A 15,989-nucleotide genomic window follows, 5' to 3' on the forward strand; every position below is an offset into this window, starting at 1 on the left:
GGCTGTCCGTCCCAGGTGGTGTCTGCCGCTATCCGGCCAGCTCGGCGCGGTACGCGCCGGACGCCCACGGCACCCCCAGCTCGCTCGGCAGCGCCCCCCGCTCGGCCGCCCGGCGCAACACCTCGACGACGCCGCGCAGGTGGCGGACCCGCTCCCCGCCCTCGCCGAGGATGGTCACCAACTCGCCGTCGAGCAGCCGGGGTTCCGGCGCGGGCCGCAACGCGTCCAGCAGCGCGGTGAACGGCGCGGTACGGGCCAGCGGCGCGATCAGTGGCACGCCCGACGGGTTCGCCCGGTGGGCGAGCAGGTTCTCCAGCAGCCCCAGCCGCCCCGGCACCCGGCGGGTCACCACGTCCCCGGGCAGCCGCAACCGGTCGGTCGGGTACTCCAACACCGCCTGGCCCGCCGTACCGGTCACCACCACCTCGCCCGCCACGAACTCCTCGGCGGCCAGGGTCACCGCCACCAGCACCGGCGGCCCGGCGCGGAACCGGACCCGCAGCACCGCGGTGTCCTCCACCTCGATCGGCCGGACCCGGTAACGCTCCACCTCGATCGCGACCGGCCAGGGCGTCGCCCCGGCGAGCGCCTCGGCGATCGCCAGGCACTGCATCACCGCATGCGCGAGCGGGTTGGCGAGCGCGCCGTCCAGCACCGGCCGACCGTCCAGACTCCGCCGACCGGCCCAGGGGGAGCGGACGTAGTAGGCGTCCGGCCGTTGCCACGCGGCGATGGTGGAGATACCGGTGACAGTGCCCAGCCGACCGGCGGCCAGCGCGTCGGTCAGCGCGGTGAGGGCCGCCGAGCCGAGCGCCTGGAAACCGACCTGGGCCACCCGACCGGCGGCGGTGAGGGCCCAGGTCAACTCCTCGTGCTCGGCCAACGACAGCACCGGCGGCTTCTCCAGCAGCAGATCCGCGCCGGTGGCCAGGGCGTCGCGGGCGATCGCCAGGTGGGTGTGCGGCGGCGTGCAGATCACCACCACATCCGGTCGGGTGGCGGCGAGCATCGCCCGGTGGTCGGTGAAGACCGCCACCCCGGGCGGCACCGGGGCGGCCGGGTCGTCCTCCACCGGTCGGACGTCGACCAGGGCGACCAACCGCAGTCGACCGGCGGCGTGCAGGGGCGCGATCACCCGCCGGTGCCAGCGACCGTGCCCGTTCGCCCCGATCACCGCCACCCGGGGCGGCGGGGCGGCCCCGCTCACCACCCACCGGTCCGGGTCAACCCGGTCACCGGGCACCGGCCAGAGTGGCCTCGACGCCGTGCCGCTCCAACGCGGTCAGCCAGGCGATCACGTCGGCGCGGACCTCGTCGTCCTCGGCCACCTCCATCGGGATGACGTCGCGCAACGCGAAGACCGCGTCGACAGCACCCGCCGGGCTCTGCGCCCCGGCGTCCAGCGCGGCCCGGATCGGCCCGGCCAGTGGGTCCTGGAACGGCAACGGCCGGCCGTCGTCGGCGTACCCCAGCGCGAAGCGCAACCAGGACGCCACGACCAGCGCGCCCCAGCGCGCGGACCGCCCGCCCGCGCGCAGGTCGGCGATGGTGTGCAGGACGCGCTGCGGCAGCTTCTGGGAGCCGTCGATCGCCACCTGGAGGGTGCGGTGGTGGATCGCCGGGTTACCGAAGCGGGCAAGGGCCTGCTCGCCGTAGTCGACCACCCGGACCCCGTCCGGCGGGGTGAAGCTGGCCGCCACGTCCTCGGCGATCAGCCGGCGCAGCACGTCGCGCAGGTGCGGGATCTCCAGCGCGTCGGCGATCGTCTCCCGACCGGCCAACGCTCCGAGGTACGCGATGGCGGAGTGCACCCCGTTGAGGGCGCGCAGCTTCAACCGCTCCCACGGGCCGGCGTCGTCGGTGAGCACCGCCCCGGCGAACTCCCAACCGGGCCGGCCGCCGGGGAAATCGTCCTCGATCACCCACTGCGCGTACGGCTCGGCGGCCACCGCGGCCAGGTCGGTCACGCCGAGCGCGCGGCGGGCCGCCTCGATCGTCTCCGGGGTGCTGGCCGGCACGATCCGGTCCACCATGGTGCCCGGGCAGGTGACGTTGCCGGCCACCCACTCGACCAGCCCGGTGGGCACCCCGCCGGCCCGGCCGACCGCCTGGTCGAGCATGCCGCGCAGTCGTCGACCGTTGGCCGGCAGGTTGTCGCAGCTCACCAGGGCCACCGGCCCGGCGTCCGCGGCGGCCCGGGCGGCCAGCCCGCGCAGCAGCAGCCCCGGCACCGTGCTGGGCGGACCGCCTCCGGCCAGGTCCGCGGCGAGCGCCGAGTCCGGGGACAGCCGGCCGGTCACCGGGTCGAGTTGGTACGCCTTCTCGGTGACGGTCAGGGTCACCACGCGGATCGCCGGGTCGGCGAGCAGCGCCACCACGGCGTCCGGGTCGCTGGGCGCGTGTCGGACGCCGCTCAGGGCGCCGACCACCCGCGTGGAGCTGCCGGCGGCGGAGAGGGCGCTGACGCTGAACAGGTTGTCCTGCGCGGCGATCGCCTCGACCACTGCGGTGCTGCGCGGGGCGACGGCCACGATGCCCCAGTCACCGCCGGCCGCGCCGACCGCCGCCTCGGTGAAGACGGCCTGGTGGGCCCGGTGGAACGCGCCCAACCCCAGGTGTACGACGCCGGTCGGCACCGTGCCCGGCCGGATCAGCGGGCGGGCCTCGGCGGGCAGACGGCGCAGCATGCCCAGGCCGAGCCGGGAGGCACCGACGGTCACCGCCATGCCGGGCCGTCCGGGAAGCGGAACTCCGCGATCGACGCGGGCTTCATGGTGGCGCTGTAACCGGGCCGCTCGGGCAGCAGGTAGCGGCCACCGCGGGTCCGCACCGGATCGACGAAGTGTTCGTGCAGGTGGTCGACGTACTCGATCATCCGACCGTCCAGCCCGGTGCCCACCCGCAGGTAGTCGAAGATCGCCAGGTGCTGGACGTACTCGCAGAGGCCCACGCCGCCGGCGTGCGGGCAGACCGGCACGCCGAACTTCGCCGCCAGCAGCAGCTCGGCCAGGACCTCGTTGACGCCGCCGACGCGGCAGGCGTCGATCTGCATCACCCCGATCGCCTCGGCCTGGAGCAGCTGCTTGAAGATCACCCGGTTGGCGGCCACCTCACCGGTGGCCACCCGGCAGCGGCCGGCGGTCAACTCGGCCACCGCGCGGGCGATCCGGGCGTGCCCGAGGATGTCGTCGGCATGGGTGGGCTCCTCGATCCAGTACGGGTCCACCTCGGCCAGCGCCGCCATCGCGGTGATCGCCTCGTCGACGTCCCAGACCTGGTTGGCGTCCATCATCAGCAGCGCGTCCGGGCCGATCTCCTCCCGGATGATCCGGGCCCGCCGCAGATCGTCGGCGAGCGGGCCGCCGACCTTCATCTTCATCGCCCGCCAGCCGTCGGCGTACGCCTGCCGGGTCAGCGCCCGCACCTTGTCGTCGGGGTAGCCGAGCCACCCGACCGAGGTGGTGTACGACGGGAAACCGTCACGTTCGAGGGTGGCCAACCGGTCGGCCAGCCCGTCGCGCCCCTTGTCGAGGATGGCCGCCGCCTCGTCCGGGGTGAGCGCGTCGGTGATGTGCCGGAAGTCGACGCTGGCCACCAGCTCGTCGGTGGGCAGGTCGGCGAGGAAGCGCCACATCGGCTTGCCGGCCAGTGTGGCCCGCAGGTCCCAGACCGCGTTGACCAGCGCGCCGGTCGCCATGTGGATGACGCCCTTCTCCGGGCCCAGCCAGCGCAGCTGCACGTCGGCACTGAGCGAGCGCCAGAACGCCACCGGCTCGGCCGTGATCTCCTCGATGGTGCGTCCCCGCACGTGGTGGGCCAGGGCGCGCACCGCCGCGCAGGTGATCTCGTTGCCCCGGCCGTTGGTGAAGGTGAACCCGGCGCCGGTCGGGCCGGCGTCGGTGCCCAGCTCCACGTACGTCGCCGAGTAGTCACCCCTGTTGATCGCGTCGGAGCCGTCGCCCCTGGCGGCGGTGGGGAACCGCACGTCGTGCACCTCGACGGAGGTGATGGTGACGGTCATTGAGCCTGTCCTCCGAAGTTGAAGACCCGCTTGGGCAGCCGGTACGCCAGGTCGACGATGGTCTCGGCGGCTTCGTCCATCGGCAGCCGGTGTTCGGCGACGAGCCGGGCCAGGAAGCCGGCGTCCACCCGGCGGGCCACGTCGTGGCGTACCGGGATGGAGCAGAACGCCCGGGTGTCGTCGACGAACCCTGTGGTGTTGTAGAAGCCGGCGCTCTCGGTGACCGTCTCCCGGAAGCGGCGCAGCACCTCCGGGGAGTCCAGGAACCACCAGGGCGCGCCGAGCAGCAGCGCGGCGTACCCGCCCGCGAGGGGCGCCAGTTCGCGGGTGAAGGTGTCCTCGTCGAGGGTGTAGAGCACCAGCCGCAGCCGGGGGTCGTTGCCGTAGCGCTCCAGCAGCGGGGCGAGCGCGTGCACGTACTCGGTGGCCTGCGGGATGTCGCCGCCGACGTCGCGGCCGTGCCGGGCGTGCAACCACCGGTTGTGGTTGCGCACCGCGCCGGGGTGCAGCTGCATGACAAGGCCGTCGTCGAGCGACATCCGGGCGAACTCCACGAGCATGTGCGCCCGGAACGCCTCCGCGTCGGCGGCGTCGGCCTCGCCTCGCCGGCCCCGGTCGTAGAGCCGTTCGGCCTCGGCCGGGGTGAGGTCCAGGGTGCGGGCGGTGGGGTGGCCGTGGTCGGAGGAGGTAGCGCCGGCGGCGATGAACGCGGCGCGTCGGGTCCGCAGGGCGCTCAGGTAGCCGGCGTACGTGCCGGTGTCCTCACCGGCCCGGTCCCCGAGGCGGTCCACATTGGTCGACCAGCCCTCGAACTCCATGTCCACCACGTCGTCCGGGCGGAACGTGGTGACCACCCGGCCGCCCGGCCCGCCCCACCCGTCGGCGGCGAGCTTGGCGTGCTGCGCGAGGTCGTCCAGCGGCGACTCGGTGGTGGCGAGCACCTCGATGTTGAACCGTTCGAACAGTGCACGGGGCCGGAAGTCCGGCTCGGCGAGCCGGGCCGCGATCTCGTCGTAGAGGGCGTCGGCGGTGTTCGGGCCGAGCGGGGTGTGCACACCGAACACGGTGCGGAAGGTCTGCTCCAGCCAGAGTCGCGACGGGGTGCCCCGGAACAGGTGCCAGTGCGCGGCGAAGCGTCGCCAGATCACCCGGCCGTCGGTCTCCACCGGGCTGCCGTCGCGGGTGGGCACCCCCAGATCCGCCGGGGGTACGCCCTGACTGAGCAGCATCCGGGTCAGGTAGTGGTCGGGCACGATGAGCAGCTGCGCCGGGTCCGGGAAGGGGCGGTCCTCGGCGAGCAGGGCCGGGTCGACGTGCCCGTGCGGCGAGATGATGGGTTGCTCCGCCGCCAGGGCGTACAGCTCCCGGGCCAGCGCGCGCTGGCCCGGTTCGGGCGGCAGGAGCAGGTCGGTGTTGTCGAACGTGGGCACGGGGTGGGGCTCCTCGTCTCCTGTGTCAGCGGGGGGTGAGCAGGTCGGCGACCCGGACGGGTTGGCCGGTCTCGAAGGACCGGTTGGCGGCCAAGCCGGTGAGCAGGGCCAACGCGCCGTCGTCGGCGGTCGCGGCGCGGCCCAGCGGGTCGGGTTGCCCGCCGAGGAGCACCCCGGTCATCCGGGCGTCCGCGCCGCCGTGCCCGTGCCGACTGCGGCCCTCCACCGGGATCTGCCGGGGCGGGGCCCAGAACGGGCGCAGGGTCAGCGTCGCACCACCGCCCTCGGCCGGCGCCTCGGTGCCGTGCAGGGCGGCGCCCTTGACCGCGCCGGCGGTGCCCCGGTCGACGTGGTCGTTCTCGGCCACGTCCAGCTCCAGTCGGCCCCGGCTGCCGTTGACCATCACCCGGTAGCCCTCCCAGGGCGCGTACGCGGTGAGGTGGTAGGTCATGGTGGCGCCGGTGGAGTAGCGGGCCAGCACCGCCATGTCGTCCTCGATGCTCACCCCGGGCGCGAAGACGTTGCGGTCGCGCTGGTAGCCGTCCTCGGCCTCGGCGTCGAGGTACAGCTCGCGCAGCCGGGGGTGGGCGTCCAGCCGCAGCGCGAACGGGTCGCCGGCGGCTGCGGGGGAGCCGTGCGCCCGGTCGTAGTCGCGGGCGTAGCCGTGCCGGCGACCGTCCTCGCCGTAGAAGAAGAGCCGGCCGGCCGCGTACACCTCGACGGGTGTGGCGGCCAGCCACCAGTTGACCAGGTCGAAGTGGTGGCTGGCCTTGTGCACCATCAGTCCACCGGAGGTGGCCTTGTCGCGGTGCCAGCGGCGGAAGTAGTCGGCGCCGTGGCGGACGTCGAGCAGCCACTCGAAGTGCACCGAGCCGATCTCGCCGACCGCGCCCTCGGCGAGCAGCCGGCGAACCTGTTCGTGCAGCGGGTTGTAGCGGTAGTTGAACGCGACGGTCACCCGACCACCGGTCTCGGTCACCGTGTCCAGGATGCGCCGGCAGCGTGCCACGTCCACTGTCATCGGTTTCTCGGTGACGACCTCGCGGCCGGCGCGCAGTGCGGCCACCACGTACTCGTCGTGGGTGACGTCCACGCTGGTGACCAGGACGACGTCGACACGCTCTTTGTCCAGCATGGTCGCGAAGTCGCCGGCCGGGTACGTGGGCACCGGGCGGTGTCCCAGCTCGCCCAGCCAGCGGTTGTGCGCGTCCATCCGGGCCTGGTTGACGTCGGCGAAGGCGACCAGCTCGGTGGTGTCGGCGTGGTCGAGCACCAGTGCCCGGACGAACATCTCGGCCCGCGCGCCGGTGCCCACGACGGCGTACCGGACCCGTCCGGCGGCTCTCGGTGACATGCGGTCGCCTCCCGTGGTGCTGCAAAGGTTTGCAATGAAGTAATCACGATCGATCCGTTCGCGTCAACGACGACGGCGGGATCGGCGTCATTTGTCAGTGTTTGAGGGGCAGTCGGTCACCAAGGGGAGTGCGGGTGCAACAAAGCCGTAACCATTGACCGTTGACAGTGGCGCAACCGTTTGCATTAATGGGCCACACCTGCGTGACCGCCACCACATCGGACGAAGGGGCCGCCGTGCCAGTCACCATCCGGGACGTCGCCCGAGCGTCCGGTGTGCACATCTCCACCGTGTCCCGCACCTTCTCCGCTCCACACCTGGTCAACCCGGAGACCCGGGTCCGGGTGCTGGCCTGCGCGGAGGATCTGGGCTACCGGCCCAACCGTGCCGCCCGAGCCCTGATCACCGGGCGGACGCACAACATCGGGCTGATCATCGCGGACATCGCGAACCCGTTCTTCCCGCCGCTGATCAAGGCGGCGGAGAGTCAGGCCCGGCACCGCGACTACCACGTCTTCGTGGCCGACACCAACGAGGACCCGACCGCCGAGGAAGAGCTGGTCCACGCGCTGGCCAAGCAGGTGGACGGGGTGCTGCTGTGCAGCCCACGGATGAGCAACAGCCTGATCGAGCAGCTCAGCCGCGAGGTGCCACTGGTCGTGGTGAACCGCCAGGTGACCGGCCTGCCCTGCGTACTGATGGACGTCGGGCAGGGCGCCCGCTCGGCGATCGAGCACCTGGTCGGCCTGGGGCACCGCAGCATCGCGCTGCTCGGTGGCCCACGCAGCTCGTGGACCAACCGGGAGATGCGCCGTGCCGCCGGCGCGGCCGCCCGAGCCGGCGGCGCGGAGCTGACAGTGCTCGGCCCCAACGCGCCCACCGAGGTCGGCGGCTCCGCCGTCGCCGAGCAGGTGCGACGCAGCGGCGTGTCGGCAGTGCTCGCCTACAACGACCTGATGGCGATCGGCCTGATCGAGGGGCTGGACGCGCTCGGGGTCCGGGTGCCGCAGGAGGTGAGCGTCGTCGGGGTCGACGACATCACCCTGAGCCGGCTGACCCGCCCCAAACTGACGACGGTGGCCACACCCACCGGGGCCGCCGGCCGGACGGCCGTCGACATGCTGCTGCAACAGGACATCGAGTCACCGCGCGGTGCGCGGGGGTCCGGTGCCGGAACGGCGATCGGCGTCCGTCGTACCACCGCACAGGTAATGCTCCAGACCGACCTGGTCATCCGCGACTCGACCGGCCCGGGCCCGTACGCCCGACCGGCACGTCCCCTGGCCGCACCGCGTGGCCCGGACCCGCATTGCCCTGCGGGCCCGGGCATCCCGACCGCGGCCACCGGTGACGCCGTCGCCTCCTAATGCCGAGGAGTGAGCGCACATGCACCCCGCAACGCCCCCCACCACTAACGCGCCTGCCGGGCGCAATCACCGTACCGCGCTGCCTCGGCGGCGCCTGCTGCGCGGCCTGCTCGCCGTGACGGTCGCCGCGCCGCTGATGTTCGGGGCCGCTGCCTGCGGAGACGACGACGGCGGCGCCGCCGACCCGAACGCCCCGGTCAAGCTCTCCATCTTCTGGTGGGGCGGCGACGCCCGGGCCAAGCTGACCGAGGATGCCCTCGCGCTCTACACCAAGAAGCACCCGAACGTGACCTTCGAGAAGACCTGGCAGGCCAATCAGGGCTACTTCGACAAGCTGGCCACCCTCACCGCCGGCGGCAACCCGCCGGACCTGTTCCAGATCGACGACAACTACCTGGCCGAGTACGCGGCCCGCAACACCACGCTCGACCTGACCTCGTACCAGAAGTCCGGGAAGCTGGACACGTCCAAGTTCCCCGAGAGCCTCTGGCAGTACGGCGTGGTCGACGGCAAGCTCGCCGGTCTGGCCGCCGGGGAGAACACCCAGGGCCTGGTCTACAACAAGACGCTGCTGACCAAGCACAACCTGCCCGAGCCGACCACCGGTATGTCGTGGGAGGAGCACATCGCCTGGGCCGAGCAGGTCACCGCCAAGACCAAGGTGCCCGGCACCCAGGACCCGAGCGCCGACTACAAGGCGTTCTGGGTCTGGCTGCGCCAGCAGGGCAAGGACCTCTACAAGGGCAAGGAGCTGGGCTTCACCGCCGAGGACGTGACCAAGTGGTTCGACCTGTGGAAGGGCGCCCGGGACCGCAAGGCCACCCCGACCGCCGACGTCATCCACGAGGGCAACGCCACCGACATCACCAAGCAGCTGGTGGTCACCGGCAAGGCGGGCACCAGTTGGGTCTGGGCCAACCAGATGCCGGATCTGAAGAAGAACACCAAGGACGAGCTGGGCGTGATCGCCTACCCCGGTGACCCCAGCGCGCAGTGGGCCCGGGCCTCGATGTACTGGTCGGTGTTCAAGGGCAGCAAGAACAAGGACGTCGCGATCGATGTGATCAACTTCCTGAACAACGACGTGGAGGCGGTCAAGCTGCTCGGCACCGACCGCGGCCTGCCGTCCAACCTGGACCTGCGCCGGGTCGTCAGCGACGACACCACCGACCCGGCCATGAAGCAGTCGATCGCCGTCGAGGCCGAGCTGACCCAGAAGTTCGGCGCGTCGCCGCAGGTGCCGATCAAGGGGCACAGCAAGGTGAAGTCCGAGCTGATCAAGGCCGCCGAGAACGCGCAGTACGGCCGGGCCACCCCCGCCGAGGCCGCCGCCCAGTTCATCGAGGCGTGCAAGTCCGCCATCGCCTGACCGCCCGCGAGGAGAGGAGTTGTTCGTGGCGTTGACCACGGCGCCCGACCCGACCCGACGCGGCCCCGGATCCGACCGGGCCCACGCTGAGAGGCGTGGGCCCGGACGCTTCCGGAACAGCGAAGGTCTGGCGGGGTACGTCTTCCTGTCGCCGTGGCTCATCGGCCTGATGGGCATCACGGCAGTCCCCATGCTGCTGTCGCTCTACCTGAGCTTCACCAACTACGACATCCTCACCCCCTTCTCCGAGGTGCAGTGGGTGGGCCTGGCCAACTACGAACGGATGTTCACCGCCGACCCGTCGTACTGGCACGCGGTGCGGGTCACACTGACCTTCGCGCTGATCGCCGTACCGCTGAAACTGGCCGCGGCGCTCGGCGTGGCGCTGCTGCTCAACCGCGCCTGGCGCGGCGTCGGGGTGTTCCGCGGGTTGTTCTACCTGCCGTCCCTGCTCGGCGGCAGCGTCGCGCTGGCCATCGTCTGGGTCAACATGTTCAACCGCGACGGCGCGTTCAACTCGCTGTTGAGCCTCTTCGGCATCACCGGCAAGCCGTGGGTCAACGACCCGGACTGGGCCCTCGAAACACTGATGGTGCTGGCCATCTGGCAGTTCGGCGCGCCGATGGTGATCTTCCTGGCCGGGCTCAAGCAGGTGCCCACCGAGCTGTACGAGGCCGCCTCTGTCGACGGGGCCGGCCGGTTCCGCCAGTTCCGCAACGTCACACTGCCGATGCTCTCCCCGGTCATCTTCTTCAACCTGGTGCTGGAGACCATCAACGGCTTCCAGGGCTTCACCGCGGCGTTCGTGCTCAGCAACGGCACCGGCGGCCCGGTCGACTCCACACTGATGTACACGCTGAACCTCTACATCACCGGCTTCACCGACCTCAACATGGGCTACGCCTCGGCGATGGCCTGGGTGTTCCTGCTCGCCATCGCGGTCATCACCGCGATCTTCTTCAGCACCGGACGGTTCTGGGTGCACTACTCCGACGGGGAGGACCGGTGATGGTGACCGTGACCCCGACGACCGCAGCGCCGACCACAGCGCCGCCGAACGCGCGCCGACGACAGGGCGGACGGCCCGTGCTGCGACTGCTGATCCTGGTGGCGATCGTCGCCGTGGTGCTCTACCCGCTGATCTGGATGGTGGGCACCTCGCTGAAGTCCCAGGAGGAGATCGTCAACAACGTCGGGCTGCTACCCGAGCGGTTCACCCCGGGCAACTACACCGCCGGGTGGTCCAACTTCGACGTCAGCTTCGGCCGGTTCTTCCTCAACAGCGCGATGGTCAGCCTGCTCACCGTCATCGGCAACGGGCTGTCCTGCCTACTGGCCGCGTACGCCTTCGCCCGGCTGCGGTTCCGGCTACGCGGCATGTGGTTCGCCGTCATGATCGGCACGCTGCTGCTGCCCCAGCACGTGCTGATCGTGCCGCAGTACATCCTGTTCCGCACGCTCGGCCTGGTCGGCGGCGACTGGCCGTACCTGCCGCTGCTCATCCCGCAGTTCCTGGCCACCGAGGCGTTCTTCGTCTTCCTCATGGTGCAGTTCATGCGCGGCGTCCCCCGGGAGCTGGACGAGGCGGCCCGCATCGACGGCGCCGGCCCGTTCGGCATCTTCCGGCACATCATCCTGCCGCTGAGCCGCCCGGCGCTGGTCACCACGGCGATCTTCTCGTTCATCTGGACCTGGAACGACTTCTTCCGCCAACTGGTCTTCCTGTCCCAACTGGAGGACTACACAGTCCCGGTCGCGCTGACCCTGTTCATCGACTCGACCAGCCAGAGCGCGGTCGGCCCGATGTTCGCCATGTCGGTGCTGTCGCTGCTGCCGGTCTTCCTGTTCTTCGTCGCGTTCCAGCGGATGCTCGTCGAGGGGATCAACACCAGTGGCATCAAGGGCTGAACCAGCATCAAGGGCTGAAGCCGTCGACACCGGCGGGAGGCGGGACTGGCGCGACGTCGCCCGCGACGCCGCCGACCTTGCGTTGCTGGGCATCCTCCTGACCCTCGCGGCGGTGCCCCTGCTCACCGCCGCCGCGGCGGCGGGCACGGCCAGCGCGGCGGTGCACGACTGGACACGCACCGGCAGTTGGCCGTCGGCGCGCACGACAGTGCGTCGGTTCGGTCGCGCGGTGCTGCCCGGTGTGCCGGCCAGCCTGTTCGCGTTCGCCGTCGCCGCGCTGCTCGCCGCCGACCTGGCGGCGCTGGCCACCGGTCGGGTGCCGGGCGGCCCGGCGGCGCTGCTGGTGACGGCGCTGATCGCGGCCGGCCTGGCCGGGTACGCCGGACTGGTCGTCGTCGAGGTGGGCGGCAACGGGGGCGGGCGGTGGCGGGCCTCGGCCCGGTCCGCCGCCCGCGCCTGCCTCGACTCGCCCACCCGTTGGGCCGCGCTCACCGGGGTCGTCGCGCTGGCCGGGCTGCTCACCGTCCTGGTCACCCCGGTCGCGGTGCCGATCCTCGCCGGCTACACGGTGGCCGCCCTGCACGCCGTCACCGTCCGCCGGCCGGTCCCCGCAGCGGTTCTCGGCCGCCGGGAGCTGCGGTGAGCGGGGAGCCGGTGCGGCTGACGGTCGGGGCCACGGAGGTGGCCGAGTACGTGCTCGACCCGGCGCTGGACGCGCGGCACGGGCCCCGACCGTACCTGCACCCGGTACGCACCCTCGGCGGCACCGTTGTCACCGACGCGCTCCCCGCCGACCACGTGTGGCACCTCGGCGCGTCCCTCGCGGTGCAGGACGTCGACGGCAGCAACCTCTGGGGCGGGCGCACCTACGTCCGCGACGTCGGCTACACGTGGCGGGACGATCACGGCGTCATCGCGCACACCGGCGACGTCGAACGCTCCCCGGGCCGGTACGCGCACGATCTCCAGTGGCGCGACCGCGCCGGCGGGGTGCTGCTGACCGAGCGGAGGTGGCTCACCGCGTCAATGGTCGCGCCGGGCGCCTGGCGGCTCGAGCTGGAGTCCGTCCTCGTCGCCCCGGACGACAGGGAGATCCGACTGGGCAGCCCGGCCACCAACGGCCGCCCGGGCGGGGCCGGCTACGGCGGGTTCTTCTGGCGGGCCGCCGCCGACGGCGAACCGGCGGTGTTCACCGCCGACGCGGCCGGGGAGGAGACGGTCAACGGCAGTGCGGCGCCGTGGCTCGCGCTGACCGGCGCCGGGTCGGGCGGTGGGGCGTACACACTGGTCTTCACGGGTCTCGGCCGCGACGACCGGTGGTTCGTGCGGACCGGGATGTATCCGGGGGTCTGCGTGGCGTTCGCGTTCGACAGCCCGGCGCTGGTGCCGGCCGGCGGGAGTCGGCACGGCCGGTACCGGGTGTGGGTGGCCGACGGGACCCTCGACCGGGACGGTGTCGGAGCCCTGGTCACGACGGTGCCGTGAACCCCACGCCGCCCCGGGGGTCAGCCGGAGCGGTCGGTCAGCTCACGGATTGCCACCTGGTACGCGGCCTGGGTGTGGTACGGCCAGTGTCCTTCGATCGGCGGCGGCACGGTGTCCGCCGGGTCGATGGTCAGGCTGCGGGGATCACGCAGTCGAATGTCGACGTCGATGCCGGGCGGTGTTCCGTGCGGGCCCGGAGGAAAGATCGGCCCGCCGATCGGGTCGGTGTCGCGCCACAGGTTGCGCCACCGCCACCCGATCCGCCCGCCCAGGTCGCGCAGGGTCCGCGGCCCGAGGTACGCCGGGTAGAGCCGCGAATAGGTGCGTTGCAGGGGCGAGCCGTAGGTCAACAGGGAGACCCGGGCCAGCACGGACGGCGGTAGTTGCAGGATGGTGGCCGCGGCGAGCACCGACCCGTGGCTGTGCCCGGAGATGACCACCGGCCCCCGCGCGGTGAGCCCGGTGACCCGTTTCGCCAGCTCCGGAACGGCGCGGGCGGCGTAGCAGGGCGGCGCGAACGGGTGGACCGTCCGGGGCCAGAACGTGCCGAGGTCCCACAGCACCGCCACCACCCGCCGGGTCTGGGCCGACCGGTACGCGCGGAAACCGAGGATCATGAGGCAGATCACCAGCAGGCTGATCACCCAGACCCCGGCGTCGGTGACGTACGCGGCGAGTACGGCGGCCGCGCCACCGTGCCCGCCCAGGCGGTCCGCGAGCTGGGTGGGACCGACCCCGATCACGTCGAAGGCGACGGTGGCCAGCCCGAGCGACGCGATCAGCAGGAACGCGACAAGCACCGGGCCCAACTCCTCGGTGATCCGGGACCGGGCGATGGTCTCCCGGACCAGGCGCAGCCGGTGCGCGTCCTCGGCCGGCACGTCCGGGTAGTCCCGCTCGATGATCCCCGCCGCCAGCCTCCGTCGCCGTCGCCGGGTCAGCAGGAGGGTCGCCGAGGTCACCGCCGCGCCGATCAGCAGCGCGGCGAGCCCGGCGAGCGCGGCCCACCAGTAGGCCACCGGCGGCTCCAGCGGGCCGACGATCGGCGGGTTGGGCCGGATCGGATCGGGGATGTCGCCGTGGTCGAGGGCGTCCGCGACGCGGTAGACCAGGGTCGCGGTGAAGGCCGCGCCGACGCTCACCGCCGCGGCCGCCACGATCGGGGTGCCGAGCCCGCGCAGGAAGGGACGTTCGTCGTCGCGGGCGGCACGCTGGCGGGTGTACGTGACGAGCATGAGCACGACCAGCAGGAGGCCCTGCGCGGCGACCACCCCGGCGGCGGCGCCCTCGTACCCGGGCAGCTTGCCCGACCCGGACGGTTCCCCGTCCGCGAGCGCGGCCGAGCCGAGGCAGCACACGGTCACCACCACGGTGGCCAGCCAGAGGGGGCGGAGGAACCGTCGGGCCCTCGCCGGGCTGGCCGGCACGGGCACGGCGAGGAGGGCCACCGCGATGACGAGCAGCCCGACGGCGACCCCGAACAGCGCGCCGTGACCGGGCGCGCCCACGCCACCCGGTGAGATGCCGGCGAGCAGGGCGACGTCCAGCGTCCCGATGCCGAGCACCACGTGGAGCTGCCGCAGCCAACTCGTCGTCTGCTCGTCCTGCCAGAAGCCGGGGTCGGTGAGGCTCCCGGCCGGTTCACCGGACAGGCGTTGCGCCGACGACGGGCCGAACCCCTCGAAGGCCCGCGCCGACCGGGTGCCGATGGCCCAGACGACCCGCAGCGCCAGCAGGGGAACGATCGACAGCAGGGCCAGCCGGGGCCCGGCCGGGACGTTGTGCAGCCACGCCAGGTAGGGGCGGCTGGCCCGGCACCCGGGGTACGGCACGCACTGCCAGCCGACCAGGTCCAGTGTGACGCCCACCGCCGCCAGCATGAACGTGGCAGTGAGGGTGCCGGCGAGCAACCGGCACAGCACGCCGAGCAGCCCCCACCGGTCGTGCCCCGGTGGCCGGAGCCAGATCGCCAGGTTGCTCAACATGAAGGGCAGCAGCAGCAACATCGAGGCCGTCCGTACCGCCGCGCCGGCGGTCAGCGAACCCCAGCGGTACGCCTCGACGGCGACCCCGTCGGTGGCCCCGCCGGCGGTGCCGCTGCCCGGCCGGGGCCGGAAGAAGCCCGCATGCGTGTTCCCGGCGACCCGGGTCACGATCGGGTGGTCGAGGATCCGTTCGGCGGTGACGCCGGAGATGCCGTGCACCCGCAGCTCCACGGCGTCGCGCCCCGGCGTCTCGTCCACGCCGTCAGGGTCACAGACAATCCACCCGGGCGCTGCCGATACCGCAAACGTCAACGGGTCGGTAGCGCGGCGGTGACGCGGATGGCCTTGACGATCGCCGGGATGGAGCCGATCAACAGCACCAGCCCCCAGATGATCGCGATGATCGCGAAGACCAGCGCCGCCACGTCGTCGACGATGCTGACCAGGATCACCGGCACCAGGTTGTGCAGGAACTCCAGCACGACGGTGCACAGCAGTGTGGTGAGGATCAGCAGGACGAGACCCTTGTTCTGCAGGAAGCGTGGCTGGGCCAGCACCAGCATCCCGGCCCACACCAGCTTGAGCAGCAGCACCAGCCCGAGCAGCACCGCCGCCTCGCCGACCGGGAAGAACCCCCACAGCGCCAGGTACGCCAGGGTGCCGAACGGAACGGCCAGGAACAGCGACACCATGATGGACAGCTCCACGAACGCGATGACCAGCGCGATCAGCCCGACGATGATCAGGATGATCGAGAAGATCAGGCTGGCGACGCCCTGCACCCGACCCTGTACGCGCTCGGGCAGCAGCAGGCCCAGGCAGAACAGCCCCGTGCTCCAGACCGCCACCGCGTCGATCAACGCCAGGTAGCCGGTGCCCCGGCCGGACGGTTCGCTGACCCCGGACACGTCGTCGATCTCCACGTCCAGCGCGCCGGCGCTGTCCGCGAGGGCCGCACCGGCGTCGGCGCCGCCGAGCAGCAGCCCGGCGCCGAGTTCCACCCCGATCGCCAGGACGATGGCGAGCATGGCCATCAGCAGGAACGGCTTGCGCAGGTCACCCACGGCGGC

13 protein-coding genes are annotated in these 15,989 nt (G+C 72.4%); 6 read left to right on the forward strand and 7 right to left on the reverse strand.

Features of this window, described 5'->3' with window-relative positions; all coding sequences use genetic code 11:
• Positions 1 to 28: 28 nt before the first annotated feature.
• The 5 genes from NIE79_RS15920 to NIE79_RS15940 are packed head-to-tail and all read right to left on the reverse strand — an operon-like array spanning position 29 to position 6,805.
• Complete coding sequence (locus tag NIE79_RS15920) at positions 29 to 1,243, reverse strand: Gfo/Idh/MocA family protein (RefSeq protein WP_238679336.1); 1,215 nt, start codon at positions 1,241 to 1,243, stop codon at positions 29 to 31.
• A complete protein-coding gene (locus NIE79_RS15925; RefSeq protein ID WP_238679337.1) occupies positions 1,233 to 2,726 on the reverse strand; it encodes a mannitol dehydrogenase family protein in 1,494 nt (497 codons plus the stop codon). The genes NIE79_RS15920 and NIE79_RS15925 overlap by 11 nt, the downstream gene beginning before the upstream one ends.
• Positions 2,717 to 4,021, reverse strand: a complete 1,305-nt coding sequence (locus NIE79_RS15930) for an enolase C-terminal domain-like protein (protein ID WP_238679338.1) — start codon at positions 4,019 to 4,021, stop codon at positions 2,717 to 2,719. Before NIE79_RS15930 ends, NIE79_RS15925 begins: the two co-directional genes overlap by 10 nt.
• Positions 4,018 to 5,451, reverse strand: coding sequence for a glucuronate isomerase (gene uxaC / locus NIE79_RS15935; RefSeq protein WP_238679339.1), 1,434 nt, complete (start codon positions 5,449 to 5,451; stop codon positions 4,018 to 4,020). The genes NIE79_RS15930 and uxaC overlap by 4 nt, the downstream gene beginning before the upstream one ends.
• A gap of 25 nt (positions 5,452 to 5,476) precedes the next feature.
• On the reverse strand, positions 5,477 to 6,805 hold the full coding sequence (locus NIE79_RS15940; protein ID WP_238679340.1) for a Gfo/Idh/MocA family protein: 1,329 nt from the start codon (positions 6,803 to 6,805) through the stop codon (positions 5,477 to 5,479).
• A gap of 236 nt (positions 6,806 to 7,041) precedes the next feature.
• Here NIE79_RS15940 and NIE79_RS15945 point away from each other — a divergent pair, with 236 nt between their 5' ends.
• The 6 genes from NIE79_RS15945 to NIE79_RS15970 are packed head-to-tail and all read left to right on the forward strand — an operon-like array spanning position 7,042 to position 12,934.
• Complete coding sequence (locus tag NIE79_RS15945; protein WP_238679341.1) at positions 7,042 to 8,172, forward strand: LacI family DNA-binding transcriptional regulator; 1,131 nt, start codon at positions 7,042 to 7,044, stop codon at positions 8,170 to 8,172.
• A gap of 19 nt (positions 8,173 to 8,191) precedes the next feature.
• Positions 8,192 to 9,541, forward strand: a complete 1,350-nt coding sequence (locus NIE79_RS15950) for an ABC transporter substrate-binding protein (protein WP_238679342.1) — start codon at positions 8,192 to 8,194, stop codon at positions 9,539 to 9,541.
• Between the two features lie 25 nt (positions 9,542 to 9,566).
• Positions 9,567 to 10,550, forward strand: coding sequence for a carbohydrate ABC transporter permease (locus tag NIE79_RS15955; protein WP_238679343.1), 984 nt, complete (start codon positions 9,567 to 9,569; stop codon positions 10,548 to 10,550).
• A complete protein-coding gene (locus NIE79_RS15960; RefSeq protein ID WP_238679344.1) occupies positions 10,550 to 11,449 on the forward strand; it encodes a carbohydrate ABC transporter permease in 900 nt (299 codons plus the stop codon). Before NIE79_RS15955 ends, NIE79_RS15960 begins: the two co-directional genes overlap by 1 nt.
• The gene (locus tag NIE79_RS15965; protein ID WP_238679345.1) at positions 11,433 to 12,092 is read left to right on the forward strand and encodes a hypothetical protein; all 660 of its coding nucleotides are present in this window, start codon (positions 11,433 to 11,435) and stop codon (positions 12,090 to 12,092) included. The genes NIE79_RS15960 and NIE79_RS15965 overlap by 17 nt, the downstream gene beginning before the upstream one ends.
• Entirely contained in the window at positions 12,089 to 12,934 is an 846-nt protein-coding gene (locus NIE79_RS15970; RefSeq protein ID WP_238679346.1) for a DUF6807 domain-containing protein, read from the forward strand. Before NIE79_RS15965 ends, NIE79_RS15970 begins: the two co-directional genes overlap by 4 nt.
• A gap of 20 nt (positions 12,935 to 12,954) precedes the next feature.
• On the opposite strand, the gene NIE79_RS15975 is transcribed toward NIE79_RS15970, so the two are convergent.
• Both NIE79_RS15975 and NIE79_RS15980 read right to left on the reverse strand, forming a co-directional pair.
• Positions 12,955 to 15,177, reverse strand: coding sequence for a hypothetical protein (locus NIE79_RS15975; protein ID WP_238679347.1), 2,223 nt, complete (start codon positions 15,175 to 15,177; stop codon positions 12,955 to 12,957).
• A gap of 50 nt (positions 15,178 to 15,227) precedes the next feature.
• The gene (locus NIE79_RS15980) at positions 15,228 to 15,983 is read right to left on the reverse strand and encodes a hypothetical protein (protein WP_238679348.1); all 756 of its coding nucleotides are present in this window, start codon (positions 15,981 to 15,983) and stop codon (positions 15,228 to 15,230) included.
• Positions 15,984 to 15,989: the final 6 nt, after the last annotated feature.

Source organism: Micromonospora trifolii, from assembly GCF_022229005.1.
Taxonomy (GTDB): Bacteria; Actinomycetota; Actinomycetes; order Mycobacteriales; family Micromonosporaceae; genus Micromonospora; species Micromonospora trifolii.